Source organism: Candidatus Symbiopectobacterium sp. NZEC151 (assembly GCF_025962655.1).
Lineage (GTDB): Bacteria > Pseudomonadota > Gammaproteobacteria > Enterobacterales > Enterobacteriaceae > Symbiopectobacterium.
This window is the reverse complement of sequence record NZ_JAGFPE010000002.1, coordinates 307923-320607: the sequence shown is the minus strand read 5'-3', so window position 1 is coordinate 320607 and position 12685 is coordinate 307923. Positions and strand designations below refer to the sequence as shown.

Annotated in this window: 10 protein-coding genes; 2 read left to right on the top strand and 8 right to left on the bottom strand. The window is 56.4% G+C overall.

The genetic code is table 11. The features are described 5' to 3' along the window. Position 1: 1 nt before the first annotated feature. The 4 genes from J5067_RS09495 to J5067_RS09480 form a co-directional block, all read right to left on the bottom strand. Positions 2-421 (bottom strand): DUF1987 domain-containing protein, encoded by a 420-nt coding sequence (locus J5067_RS09495; RefSeq protein ID WP_264644877.1) that lies wholly within the window; start codon positions 419-421, stop codon positions 2-4. Between the two features lies 1 nt (position 422). Further along, positions 423-1031, bottom strand: a complete 609-nt coding sequence (locus J5067_RS09490) for a SiaB family protein kinase (RefSeq protein WP_264644878.1) — start codon at positions 1029-1031, stop codon at positions 423-425. A 22-nt stretch (positions 1032-1053) separates the two neighbouring features. Continuing rightward, a complete protein-coding gene (locus J5067_RS09485) occupies positions 1054-2277 on the bottom strand; it encodes a SpoIIE family protein phosphatase (protein ID WP_264650977.1) in 1224 nt (407 codons plus the stop codon). Between the two features lie 97 nt (positions 2278-2374). Further along, complete coding sequence (locus J5067_RS09480; protein ID WP_264650976.1) at positions 2375-3580, bottom strand: carboxylesterase; 1206 nt, start codon at positions 3578-3580, stop codon at positions 2375-2377. A gap of 319 nt (positions 3581-3899) precedes the next feature. On the opposite strand from J5067_RS09480, the gene J5067_RS09475 reads away from it, so the two are divergent. Next, positions 3900-4631 carry an FCD domain-containing protein gene (locus tag J5067_RS09475; RefSeq protein WP_264644880.1) on the top strand — a complete coding sequence of 244 codons (732 nt, stop codon included), beginning with the start codon at positions 3900-3902 and terminating at the stop codon, positions 4629-4631. A gap of 119 nt (positions 4632-4750) precedes the next feature. Here J5067_RS09475 and J5067_RS09470 read toward each other — a convergent pair whose 3' ends face one another. Continuing rightward, positions 4751-6235: a mannitol dehydrogenase family protein gene (locus tag J5067_RS09470; protein WP_264644881.1), complete on the bottom strand. Its 1485-nt coding sequence runs from the start codon at positions 6233-6235 to the stop codon at positions 4751-4753. A gap of 402 nt (positions 6236-6637) precedes the next feature. On the opposite strand from J5067_RS09470, the gene uxuA reads away from it, so the two are divergent. After that, positions 6638-7828 (top strand): mannonate dehydratase, encoded by a 1191-nt coding sequence (gene uxuA, locus J5067_RS09465; protein ID WP_264644882.1) that lies wholly within the window; start codon positions 6638-6640, stop codon positions 7826-7828. A gap of 37 nt (positions 7829-7865) precedes the next feature. Here the strand turns inward: uxuA and J5067_RS09460 are convergent, their stop codons facing one another. From J5067_RS09460 to J5067_RS09450, 3 genes are all read right to left on the bottom strand, one after another. Next, entirely contained in the window at positions 7866-9023 is a 1158-nt protein-coding gene (locus J5067_RS09460) for an HlyD family efflux transporter periplasmic adaptor subunit (RefSeq protein ID WP_264644883.1), read from the bottom strand. A gap of 11 nt (positions 9024-9034) precedes the next feature. After that, a complete protein-coding gene (locus tag J5067_RS09455) occupies positions 9035-11173 on the bottom strand; it encodes a type I secretion system permease/ATPase (RefSeq protein WP_264650975.1) in 2139 nt (712 codons plus the stop codon). A 77-nt stretch (positions 11174-11250) separates the two neighbouring features. Next, positions 11251-12654 carry a TolC family outer membrane protein gene (locus J5067_RS09450; RefSeq protein WP_264650974.1) on the bottom strand — a complete coding sequence of 468 codons (1404 nt, stop codon included), beginning with the start codon at positions 12652-12654 and terminating at the stop codon, positions 11251-11253. Positions 12655-12685 lie beyond the last annotated feature (31 nt).

The window sequence follows — 12685 nt, the reverse complement described above, 5'->3', positions numbered from 1 at the left end:
ATTACTCCATGATATGGCCGTGAAAATCCAATGCGGGGAAGTCGATATGCAACTCTTCGCCAAACTCCTGCGCGATATCATCCTCACAATCGTGATACCAGTGCAGGGCGATGGCGAGCGTGTCCTGCGCCGCCAGGTGCAGCACGTTGAGCAAGCTGAACAGCATCTTGGTGCTGGAACTGTTGAAATAGCTCAGCGAAATATGCACCTCGATTTCGGTTGCGGGCGCATCATCGCGGTGCGATAGCTCAGTCAGGTAGGCTTCCACCTTCTCGATCAGCGGCCGGTAAAACGCGGCAGCGTTCTCTGGGTAAGATTCGCCGGAAAGGGATAACCGATGTGTGTCAAAACAAAAATCAACGCTGGGGGTGGATGCTGTCCCGGCGAGATGAACATTATCGATGCGAGTTATGTTTATCATTTCAGATGATCGCCTTCAGATAAAACGTGGATAACCCCGTTGATTCATCTGATTGAAAGGTGAATTGCAACGGTTCGCTGGCGTCTCGCGCCACGGTTAACAGCCCGATATCCGCACCTTTGCTCCATGCGGGGGCTTCCTGACGCAGTGAGGCCTTGTAGGCCACTTTGATTTCGTCTGCCGTCATGGCCCGCAGCGGTTCCAGCCGAACCCGCAGTTTCTCCATATCCTCGGGATGCACCGGGTTGGCGCACCACAGGAAATACTTTCCATCTTCCCACCCAAGGCAGACGGAGCCCTGTCGCGCTTCCTGCTGCTGGTCGGGCGTGGTTAACGGTAATGCGGAGTAACGGGTGATGTTTTGGCCCATTTCAATAAAGCTGGAGAACAATTTGCGGCGCACCGGGGAGGGCACCTCGGTTTTCTCAAGCTGGAGGCGTAGCGTTTCTGCCAGCGAGCTGATGATGCTCTGCGAGAAGTAGCCGATATAGTAGAGCGAGATATCGCGCGCCACGCCGGTGTGAAACAGCGCGCCGTTTGGGGATGCATACTCTCCTGGCGTATTGCCGGGAAAGGTGGAAGGTGAGGTGCCGTGGTGTTGAATAGCCATGGTCAAGGTCGCCTGGTTGTAATCACTGTCTAAAGCCCCAAAAGGTCAGGTCGTCCCGTCGGGGCTGCTGACCCTGGTAGCGTTGATGCTCTTGTTGTAATTGTTGGGCCAGTGCGGGCATCGGCAACGCGCGGTGGTGCAGCAGTGCGGCCTGAAGCCGACGTTTGCCAAACATGATGCGCCGCTCACCGCCAACCTGATCGGTTAATCCATCCGTGGTGGTGAAAAACATGTCTCGATCTGCCAGGGTTAAGCGATGGTTAGTCCAGACATAGTCGTAGGGGGTATCGGTGTAGCCGACACCCATGCGATCGGCAGCCAGTGGGCGCACCTCGTTATCATCCTGTGCCAGCATAAATGCCGCCATGCGCGCGCTGGCCCAGGTCAGGCCACGTGTGGCCGTGTTCATGTGCACCGCGATGATGTCGCAACCATCGTTTGAGCTGCTGTCACCGTTCTGCTGTTGTCCCAGCGTGTTTTTGATATAGCGGTTGATAATTTGCAGCAGCTGCGCCGGATCGTCGGGGGGGCAGGTAACCAGCGCGTGTTCCAGCGCCGAGGCAAAGATTAAGGTCATAAACGCGCCGGGCACACCGTGACCAGTGCAATCGATCACCACCGCCAGCCAGCCATCCGCCGTGGTTTTAAACGCGTAGCAATCGCCCCCCACGCAGTCGCGCGGTTGCCATGCCAGACACCAGTCGCTCAGCGTGACAGACATGGTTTGCGACGAGGTGGACATCATCGCCTGTTGGATAATGCTGGCGTACTCGATACTTTGCATCACCTGCTGATGTTGTTGCAGATGCATGTCCGATACCGCTTTAATCAGATCGATACCCAACCCAATGCCCAGATAGGTGCCTTCGCGGGTGATGATAAAACCATCGGTAAGCGATTTATCTCCGGAAATAACCGTTTGATCGGCAACGGTATTCAGCGATGCGTTGGCATCGACAATCAGCGGATTTTTGTCCATAAATGCGATGCAGCTTTTTTTGTCATACAGCTCGCGATAAAACGGACGCGACATTTGCGACAAAAAAATATGGCGGTTGATAAGCCCGAATGGTCTGCCTTTTTCTACCACTGGCAAGCTGACCAATTCTTTGTATTTATTGAAAAGCTGCAAGACCGTGGCGTTATCCGTTTCGGGGCTGGCCTCCGGCGTAGCAATGCACAAGTCGGCGGCCGTGGGTGCGCCTCGGTAGGGGCTGTTCAGCGATAACTCGGGTGTGGCGTCCATTGGGTCACTATCAGTCCAGTGTAGGGGGAACCGTATTCCCCCCACACTTTACCCGGTATTAATGACGCTATTGTGACGCCGATTTTTCTTGTCACGATCACGGTGCTGCGCTAACGGTCCCTTCGCTGCTCAATACGCTCGCCATGACCTGGTTTTGCCAGTCGAAATAGGGGTTAAAGGTTAAACGGATATGCGTTTTTCCTGGTTCCTGGTAGCCCCAGTCGGAATACCACACGTCCTCGCGTTGCTTGCAGTCATTGGCGGCGGGCGTGGTGGGGCCGTTAGAACACAGACGCAATGTCCCTGTCCGCCCATAGAGCGGATTATCGGGAGAAAACAGCACCGACATGTGGGAAAACTGGCTGATGCGCCATTCCGGCAGGCGATCGGAACGCACCAGCACGCGCTCGGATACCGGCTGAGCCGGGGGATTACCGTACCAGATGACGCGACTGGCTGGGTGAGGGAACGCCTTGTCAAACTGCGCCAACATGGCGGCGGTGTCGAGCACCGAATCGTGCTGCGCCAGCACCATCAGCACCGGCTTGTCATAAGGGCTTTTTGCCAGCAAATGGCGCACATTGGCGCTGGAGTAATAAAATTGCGCGAAACCGTTGGTAGGCACGCGCAGATAGCGCGTGGCAATCTGCTGTGGCTGCCCCGGTCGCGGCGGGCGCAGCCAATCGGTCACGGAGGCCAGTAACGGAGCCAGAAAATCGAGCGGTTCATCGGAGCGGATGGCGGGCGAAAACAGCACCAGCCCCTGAATGTCCGGATGCTGTAAGGCGTATTCCAACACCAGATTACCGCCCGTCGAGAAGCCGCCCAGATAGACTTCGCCCACTTCTTGGTGCAGCAAGGCAGCCTGCTCAGCTACCACGCGCCGCCAGTCTTCCACCGACACCGGCATCAAGTCAGCGGGTTGTGTGCCATGGCCGGGCAAAAGCACAGTGCGCACCAGAAACCCGCGTTGCGTCAGCGCCGGAATGATATCGGTAAACGAACCGGGGGAATCCCCCAGACCGTGCACCAGCAATATGCCTTTGCGCGCGGTACCTGCCGGTCGGTTTTCCGACGGGGTATTCCAGGTTAATTCCAGCGCTTTATCCAGCGTTTGAAAACGCCGATGCTCCTCAACCCAGCGTGTGGTTTCCTGCTGATAGCGGGCGAACGTTGGCTGCCCTAACGGGGTGATCGGCGGCGGCGTGCGACTACAGGCGCTCAAAAACGCCAGCAGTATCAACACACACAGGCCGCGCCAGTAGCGTGAGCCAGATAAAGGCGCAGAGCGTATCAATGCCATCGGTGAATCCATGTTTTTATCCGGTGAAAAGTGTTATCCGGTGAAATAAGCGCAGGAAGGCTATCGAACCGATAATAGAGAATGGCGGATTTTTCGGCAACGAATTTGCATGTGCTGGCAACAGTGGTCAACCGCCGTGGTAAGCGGTCAGCTAACTCAGGCGTGCTCTGCGCTGCGGAGGATGCGGTTTGCTAAAATGCGCACCCGGTGGCAATTTATGTGACAGCTTCATGTTATACTTGCGTCAGATTTGCGTATTTTTTATTCTTTGGTCAGGCCAATTTTGCGCCATCGTTGTTTGTGAAGGAAAAACAATAAGATGCGATTATATCAAGACATTGGTAACAAGATTCGGACAGATATTCTGGCCGGCAAATATCAGGTGGGTGATCGTCTTCCTCCCGAACGTGATATCGCAGAGGTTTTTTCCGTCAGCCGCAGTGTGGTGCGTGAAGCCTTGATCATGCTGGAACTTGAGAAGCTGATTGAAGTGCGTAAAGGCTCCGGCGTGTATGTGATTCAGATTCCGACCGAAGATAAGAACCGTAATGCGGATAGCGGTTACGGTCCGTTTGAGCTGATGCAGGCGCGTCAATTGCTCGAGAGCGAAGTGGCGGCGTTTGCAGCGATGCAGGCGACCAAGACCGATATTCTCAAGATGAAGCAGGCTATCGATCAGGAGCGGCAGGCGCTGGATAACGGCAGCGTAGACGAGAGTGCGGACGAGCTGTTTCACTGCCTGCTGGCACAATCGACGCAAAACAGCGTGCTGGCCAATATGGTTTATGAAGTGTGGCAGGCGCGTAAACGCAGTTCCATGTGGCGCGGCCTGCATTCGCACACGGTAGATTTCAGCTACCAGCGCCAATGGCTGGACGATCACCAGCGCATTCTGCGTGCGGTGACCCGTCGCGATGCCAAACAAGCGCGTCAGGAGATGTGGCAGCATCTGGAGAATGTGAAGCATAAACTGCTGGAAATTTCGGATGTCGACGATCCGGCGTTTGACGGTTATCTGTTTGAATCGGTGCCTGCGCCGCAGGAATCCTGATAACTAGGGTTCCAGCGCTTCCTGCAAGAGATTCCCTTACCGGCGGGGATCTCTTGCCAGGCTACACGTGTTTCTTCTGTACCAGGTCCCCGGCCTACGCCGAGGACGACGACGGGATATTACAGCGTTGAGACCGCCGCTTTTGCGCCTTTCTCACTCAGCAGCAGGTACGCTTTGGTGACGCGGCGTACAAACTCTTCGTTGTTCGCCAGATCATCACCAAAGATAGCCGTCAATCCTAACAGGCCCTGCACGCGTGCTGCACCGTCTTGCGTGGCATCGACGATAGCACGCAGTTGTGCTGCCATTGGGTCACGCACGTCGATGGTTTGACCCGCGTCATCCACGCCGCCCACATAGCGCATCCAACCGGCGATACCCAGCGTCAGGCAACTGTAATCGCTGCCGTTTTGCAGGTGCCAGCGCACGGATTCCACCATACGCTGCGGCAGCTTCTGTGTGCCGTCCATGGCGATTTGCCAGGTGCGGTGTTTCAGCGCCGGGTTGGTGAAACGGGCAATCAACTGTGCGGCATAGCCCGGTAAATCCTCGTTAACGTGCAGCGTCGGTGCCTGTTCTTCCAACATCAAGCGCTGAGTGGCACGACGATAATGGGCATCCGCCATACAGTCGTTAATGTGTTCGTAACCGGCCAGATAGCCCAGATAGGCCAGGAAGGAGTGGCTGCCGTTCAGCATGCGCAGTTTCATCTCTTCGAACGGCAGAACGTCATTCACCAGCTGTGCACCGGCCACTTCCCACTGTGGGCGCCCCGCCACAAAGTTGTCTTCCACTACCCATTGAATAAAGGGTTCGCAGGCGATGCCTACCGGATCGGCGACGCCGATAGCCTGTTCCACTTCAGCCAGCGTTTCCGGCGTAGCGGCAGGCACGATGCGGTCCACCATAGTGTTGGGGAAGGTGACATTGGCTGCGATCCACTCCGCAAGCTCAGCGCTGCGCAGACGAGCCAGCTCCAGTACCGCACGTTTCACCACGTTGCCGTTTTCCGGCATGTTATCGCAAGACAGCACGGTAAACGGTTTCAGGCCACGTTCACGACGCACGCGCAGTGCTTCCACCAGCAGACCCGGTGCAGATGCGGGCGCGGTCGGCAGTTCCAAATCTTGCTTGATCAGCGGGTTGTTGATGTCTACGCCACCGCTGGTGCGATCGATGCAGTAGCCTTTCTCGGTGACGGTCAGAGAAACGATGTTAACCTGCGGCTCTGCCAGTTTTTCCACCACGGCGTAGATGCCTTCCAGACGTGCATGCAACGATTCGTGGACCGAACCGATAACAATGGCCTGGCTGCCTTCAGCCCCTTTTTCCAGCACGGTGTAGCGGTGGTCTTGCTCACGCAATTGGCTAATCAGGCTTTCACCGCCAAACAGGATCACTTCACAGTAGCCCCAGTCACCGCCTTGTTGACTCAGAACACGGTCGGTAAGCAGTGCCTGATGCGCGCGGTGAAACGCGCCAAAACCGATGTGCACCATACGGCTTGTCAGTACATTACGATCGTACTGCGGCTGGCGCACGGCTTCTGGCAGCGGGGTGTTGGCAAGGGTGGCGTGATGCGTTGCGGTGGTCGACGTTGTCATAACAATATCCCTGAGTACGGTAGGCCATCATGCGTTAGCGCGTTCACTCGCCCTTGACGGTGGAGAGTGTAGGAGCGCAAGGTGAAAAGTGGCCTGACCAAATAATGTAAAAAGACGCTTTGGTATAAAGTTTCACGGCAAAACTGTACTTGTTTCCGAATAAAAAGCCAATTTGTTTGTCCAAAAAGCATTATTTTGGTGATATTGGTCAACCTATTTTGTTTTCTTGTTGGTGCTTTTCATCGGCTGGTGTAGGCTGTCATTGGAATGATAAACAAAATTGGTCGGCCTGTTCACCACTTTGGTTGATGAGATTGATGACCAGTCGCCCCGCAGCGATTGCCGTGGACCGGGAACAGCGCAAGAGATGATTTTACAAGTTATTGATTAAGGGTAATAAAGATGGAACAAACCTGGCGTTGGTATGGCCCGAACGATCCTGTCTCTCTGGACGATGTCCGTCAGGCGGGGGCGACGGGTGTGGTAACCGCATTACACCACATCGCGAATGGCGAAGTCTGGACAGTCGAAGAGATCGAAAAACGCAAAGCCGAATTGAAAGCCAAAGGTCTGGTGTGGTCGGTGGTTGAGAGTGTGCCGATCCACGAAGATATCAAAACGCAAACCGGTCGCTATCAGCACTATATTGCTAACTACCAGCAATCACTGCGCAATCTGGCGCAGTGCGGCATCGACACCGTGTGCTACAACTTTATGCCGATTCTGGACTGGACGCGTACCGATCTGGAATACCCACTGCCGGACGGCTCCAAAGCGCTGCGCTTTGATCAAATCGCGTTTGCGGCGTTTGAACTGCACATTCTTAAACGTGACGGTGCAAAGAACGATTACACCGAGCAAGAGCAGGCGCAGGCTGCCGCTTACTTTGAAGCGATGACCGAAGCGGATATCGCGCGTTTGACCGGCAATATCATTGCCGGTCTGCCGGGTGCGGAAGAGGGTTATACCCTGGATCAGTTCCGCGCGCGTCTGGCGGAATATGACGGTATTGACCATGCCAAGCTGCGTGAACATCTGGGCTACTTCCTCAAGCAGATCGTACCGGTTGCCGAAGAAGCGGGTATCCGCATGGCGATCCATCCGGACGATCCGCCGCGTCCGATTCTGGGGCTGCCGCGCGTGGTATCCACCATTGAAGACATGCAATGGATGAAAGAGACCGTGGATAATATCCACAACGGTTTCACCATGTGTACCGGTTCTTACGGCGTGCGTGCGGATAACGATCTGGTCAAGATGATCGAAACCTTTGGCGATCGTATCCACTTCACCCACCTGCGTGCGACCTGTCGCGAACAGAACCCGAAAACCTTCCACGAAGCAGCGCATCTGGGCGGCGACGTGAACATGGTGGCAGTGGTGAAAGCGATCCTGACGGAAGAATCACGCCGTAAAGCGGCGGGCGATCTGCGTCCGATTCCGATGCGTCCTGACCATGGTCATCAGATGCTCGACGATCTGAAGAAGAAAACCAACCCCGGCTATTCGGCTATCGGCCGTCTGAAAGGGCTGGCGGAAGTGCGCGGCGTTGAGTTGGCGCTCAAGCAAGTGTTCTTCCCTGAACTGCTCTAGTACGGCGGTTTTACCGTAAGAATACGCTTATGAGGCGCTAGCGTTCACGCAGCGCCTCATTCACTTTATTGAGCGGCTTAATCAAGTAATCGAGCACGCTTTTTTGTCCGGTTTTAATCTCCACATTGGCCATCATGCCGGGAACGATGGCAAACCGGTCGCCGTTTTTATTGGTCAACCCACTCTCCAGCGTGCGCACATAAACCCGGTAATAATACTGATCGCGCCGCACCTCATCTTGCAACGTATCCGGCGAAACGCTTTCCACCTCACCGTTAAGATCGCCATAAATGGATGAATCATAGGCGGTAATTTTTACAATGGCAGGCAATCCAGGGCGGATATAGGCGATATCGCGCGGGTTGACGCGGGTTTCAATCAGCAGCTTGTCTTCCAGCGGTACGATTTCCATTAACTTGCCGCCGGGTTGCAGTACGCCACCGACGGTGGTGACCTGAATGTCTTTGACGATACCGCGCACCGGTGAAGTGAGAGTAGCACGCCGTAGCTGATCGGCCTTGCCGTTGACCACTTCCAGCTGTGCTTCCAGGTCGGCGTTATTTTTGACCTGCTCTTCGCGCGCTCTCACGGCATACAGGTTGCGTGCTTCGTCGATCTTGCCGCGAATTTCACTGATTTGCCGTCGCAGCCGGATCACTTCGACCGCACTGGCCGCGCCGCGTGCCACCAGCGGTTCAGTCATTTTCAATTCCTGCTCCACCAGTCGCATCGATTGTTGCAGGTTAAGCACCGTTTCATCACGGTTACGCAGGCGGGATTCATACAACTGACGTTCGCGCGCCGCCAGGTTGGGATCTTTCAATGTCCCTTCGCTAAAGCGCAGCGGCTCTCCGCTCAGTTCCGCGCGCAACCGTTCCGCCGAGGCGCGCAGGGTGGTGACGCGTGAAAAGGCCTCTCCATAAACGGACTGGGCGCGATTGATGTCCAATTGTGCCAGCGTCTGGCCTTTTTCTACGATATTACCTTGCTGGACGTACAGGTTATCGATGACACCACCATCAAGGCTTTCAATCACTTGGGCTCGCGTGGAGGGGGTGACTTTGCCACTGCCGATGGTGACTTCATCAAGGATGGCAATTTTCGCCCAGACGAAAAATACCACCAACCCGAGCAGCGTCAGCCAAATCACTCTGGAGGAGGCTTTCCCTTTTGCGCTGAACAGCGTCTTGTTCATATTTCTCTCCCTCAGGCGACCTGCTGCGCGTTATCCAGCGGCTTGCTGACCGCCTTGAGTATCTGTTCTTTGGGGCCATCGGCAATAATGCGCCCGTTGTCGATGACGATCAGCCTGTCAACCAGCTTGAGCAGGGCCGGGCGGTGCGTCACCAGCACCAGCGTTCGTCCTTCCAGCCAGCTTTTCATCTGGCGTATGACCTGTTCTTCCAGTTGCTCATCCATCGAGGCCGTAGGTTCATCCATTAGCACGATCTGCGGGTTGCGCAGGATAAGACGGCTTAACAGCACCATCTGACGCTGCCCGCCGGACAGGCCGCGTCCGCCTTCCTGAATGATGCGCTCAAGGCTGGAGGCATCCTGCTGCACCATGCTGAGCGCCCCGCTGATACGCAGCGCTGCCAGTAATTCCTGCTCGCTGGCGTGGGGGTTACCCAGCATCAGGTTTTGCCTGAGACTGCCAAAAAACAGCCGGGAATCCTGAGAAAGAAAGCCTACCTGGCGGCGCATGTCTGCCGGGTCGATGTGCGCCATGTCGACGCCGTCCAACGTCACTTTGCCACGCGTTGCGGTCGCCTGCCCGGCGAGCAGTTTGAGCAGCGTGGATTTTCCGCTGCCGACCTTGCCCAGTATCGCCACGCGTTCGGCGGGTTTGATATCCAGCGTGTTGATAAACACCGCGTTATTTCCCTTTTCCGGGTCGTAGCTGTACTGCGCTTGCGTCACCTGATAGTGCCCTTGCAGCACCGGGCAGTGGGCGATTTCTTGCGCCTCAGGCCGATCGAGCGGTTTTTGCAGCAGTTCATCCAGGCCGGTCAGGGCGTTTTTGGCGTGCTGCCAGCGCGAGAACACCATGGTCAGTTGCATCAGCGGGGCGATGGTGCGTGATGACAATAGGCTACACGCCACCAGCGTACCGGTGGTGATGTCGCCGGCCAACACCTGATAGCTGCCGAACACCAACATACCGGCATAGGTAAGCTGCTGTACCGTTGACGCCCATCCGGTCAGACGCGCGCCCCACAGACGCTGCTTCATGCCGACGGCGGCGCTTACCTCGTGAGTTTGCTCCCACTGCCGTTGGAAATAGGGTTCCGCCTGAAGTGCCTTGATGTCTTCGACGCCTTCAATGGATTCCACCAGCACCGCGTTGCGCAGCGCGCTCTCGCGCATGCCGTCTTTAGCCAGTTTCGCCATCGGCCATTGCAGCAAGATGCCGGGGATGACAATCAGCGGGATTGCCAGCATGGGAATAAACACCAGCGGGCCGCCAATAAACGACATCAGCGCCAGAAACAGCAGCACAAAAGGCATGTCTGCCGCCGCGCCGACGGTGGTTGAAGTCAGTAATTCACGTACCTGATCGATTTCTCGTAGCTGGGAAATAAACGAGCCAGTGGATTTGGGGCGCGCTTCATTCTTGATCGCCAACGCGCGGGCGAACAGCATACCGGAAACACGCAGGTCGATCTGCTTGCCCATCAAATCGGAGATCACGGTGCGGGATAAACGAATCGCGTATTCAATGGCGGCTGCCAGCAGCACGCCGCCAAACAGCACCCACAGCGTGGGCATCGACTGCGAAGGGATAACGCGATCGTAGACCTGCATCGAAAAGAGAATGCCCGCCAGTGCCAGCACATTGCCGATGATAGAGGCCAGCGCCACTTCGCCAATCTGCCGTTTGGCATGGGCAAAGTGTTGCCAGAACCAGTGCTTACGGTAGGGTTTGACGAAATCATCGATGCGGGCATCGCGGCCGCGCTCGGCAATGCCCGTGAGCACCAGCGTGTCCTGAATCTGCGATTGCAACGTCTCCTTGTCGATTTTGCGCTGCAAATCGCCGCCGTCGCTGCGCCAGTACAGCAGATTCTGGTCTTCGTCGATGGCTTCGATCACCAGCACGCTGCCGTCATGGGCGGCGGCCAGCACCGGAAGAATTCCGGGGCTCCAGCGCAAGCGATCCCAGCGGCACAGACTGGTGTGCAGACCCATCAGGCGTGCTATCTGTTCCAGCTTGCGCGCCAGCGGCAGTTGTTCATGCCAGCGCATCTGTTGTGCAACAGTGCGCACATCAATCACGTGCCCATAATGAGCGGCTGTTCTTGCCAGTGCGGCGATCCATATTTCTGTGGTGGCAGACGCAGTCATGCAATCTCCTGTGAATAAACACGTGGTTAACAGCCACTTATTACGTCATTACCCTTGATGCCATGACAACGACATCCTTACAGCGATGGCAGCCGATCGCCATTGGCTTTTTCTCGTTCGATGCCAAGCATATCCAGCAGATTATCGACGGCCGCCGCGTAGTTGACCGTGGCATCCCAGCCGTCAAACTGCGCCGTGGCGCGGGCGTTTTCAGCCTGAAGCACGTCCTGCTCCACGCTCAGCAGGTCGTTAAGGCTGCGTTTGCTCAGGCGATATTCGTCGCGATAGACATCGCGGGTATAGTTGGCGCTGGTGAGCTGGCGTTCGCTGGCGGCCTGGCGTTGCTGCGCGCCGATCATATCGGCATAGGAGGTGGCCGCGCGCTGGTTGATATCCAGCTTGGCGGCTTCCACCTCTGCCTGTGCGGCTTCGCGGGCATGTTGGGCGGCATCAATCTGTGCGCTGATGGCACCGCCCTGATAGATAGGCGCTTCCACCAGCAGTCGCACCTGATCGTCCCAGTAGGCGCGGTTGCGGGTATCGTTGCGGGCGCGTGCCGCCTGCACCGAGAAACTGGGCCAATGTTTGGCTTCTGCCTGCCTGATACGCTGGCGGGCCGCTTCCTGACGCGACTGTGCGCTGCGCACCAGCGCGCTTTGCTCGTAGGGTAACGCCTGTAAGGTGACCTGTTGCTGTAGCAGCGTCTGCGGCAAATCCGGTAGGCGCGCGGGCACCACGCCGGTTAACACGGTCAATTGCGCCAGTGCGGAGCGCTGCTGTGCACGATATTGCTCAAGTGTGGCGACGGTGCCCGCAATACGCGTCTCGGCCTGCAACACATCGGATTGAGAATTGAGTCCGGCTTGCGCACGCATTTGTGCGATGGCTTTCACGGCTTCCAGCGAGGTGATATGTCGCTCCGCCGAGGCCGATAGCGTTTGATAGCGCTTGACCTGTAAATAGGCCAGCAGCGTTTGTTGACCGACGCCGGTCATGATGCTGTAGAGCTGGTAGCGATAAGCCTCCGAGAGGTGATGCTGTTCGTCGATGCTACTGCCGGTTTTACCAAAATCGTAGATAAGCTGGGTTAACGAGACGCCCGCCGAGGTGGTACGGCCGCTCGTGCCGAGGCTATCACTTTGATTTTGTCGACCAACGCCGCCGTTCAGCCCAATCTGTGGCATCCAGGCACTTTCGGCCAGTTTCAGTTCGCTGGCACCGATACGGATTTGTGCTGCCGCCTGGGCGATTTGTGGATTTCGGGCAAAGGCACGCAGAATAGCCTGCTCCAGGCTGAGACTGTCGATCTGTTGTTCACTGGGGGCTGCCTGCCAGGTCACTCCCAGTTGTTGTGCCAACGCAGGCGTGCCCCCTAGCGTGGCGGTGAAAAGAAAAAGCAGGCTCAGACGGCGTAAGGCTGTCCCTGAGTATGGCTGTAAAATGTCATTCCTGACAAAAAAAGAGCGCTTAATTTTCAACATTATCAACACCCTGACCGTCATGTGCACCACA

Excerpts from the sequence above, each read along its gene's own strand:
- J5067_RS09460 (WP_264644883.1), bottom strand. The coding sequence starts at position 9,023 with ATGAACAAGACGCTGTTCAGCGCAAAAGGGAAAGCCTCCTCCAGAGTG.
- J5067_RS09490 (WP_264644878.1), bottom strand. The coding sequence starts at position 1,031 with ATGGCTATTCAACACCACGGCACCTCACCTTCCACCTTTCCCGGCAAT.
- J5067_RS09470 (WP_264644881.1), bottom strand. The coding sequence starts at position 6,235 with ATGACAACGTCGACCACCGCAACGCATCACGCCACCCTTGCCAACACC.
- J5067_RS09475 (WP_264644880.1), top strand. The coding sequence starts at position 3,900 with ATGCGATTATATCAAGACATTGGTAACAAGATTCGGACAGATATTCTG.
- J5067_RS09495 (WP_264644877.1), bottom strand. The coding sequence starts at position 421 with ATGATAAACATAACTCGCATCGATAATGTTCATCTCGCCGGGACAGCA.
- J5067_RS09455 (WP_264650975.1), bottom strand. The coding sequence starts at position 11,173 with ATGACTGCGTCTGCCACCACAGAAATATGGATCGCCGCACTGGCAAGA.
- J5067_RS09450 (WP_264650974.1), bottom strand. The coding sequence starts at position 12,654 with ATGTTGAAAATTAAGCGCTCTTTTTTTGTCAGGAATGACATTTTACAG.
- J5067_RS09480 (WP_264650976.1), bottom strand. The coding sequence starts at position 3,580 with ATGGCATTGATACGCTCTGCGCCTTTATCTGGCTCACGCTACTGGCGC.
- J5067_RS09485 (WP_264650977.1), bottom strand. The coding sequence starts at position 2,277 with ATGGACGCCACACCCGAGTTATCGCTGAACAGCCCCTACCGAGGCGCA.
- uxuA (WP_264644882.1), top strand. The coding sequence starts at position 6,638 with ATGGAACAAACCTGGCGTTGGTATGGCCCGAACGATCCTGTCTCTCTG.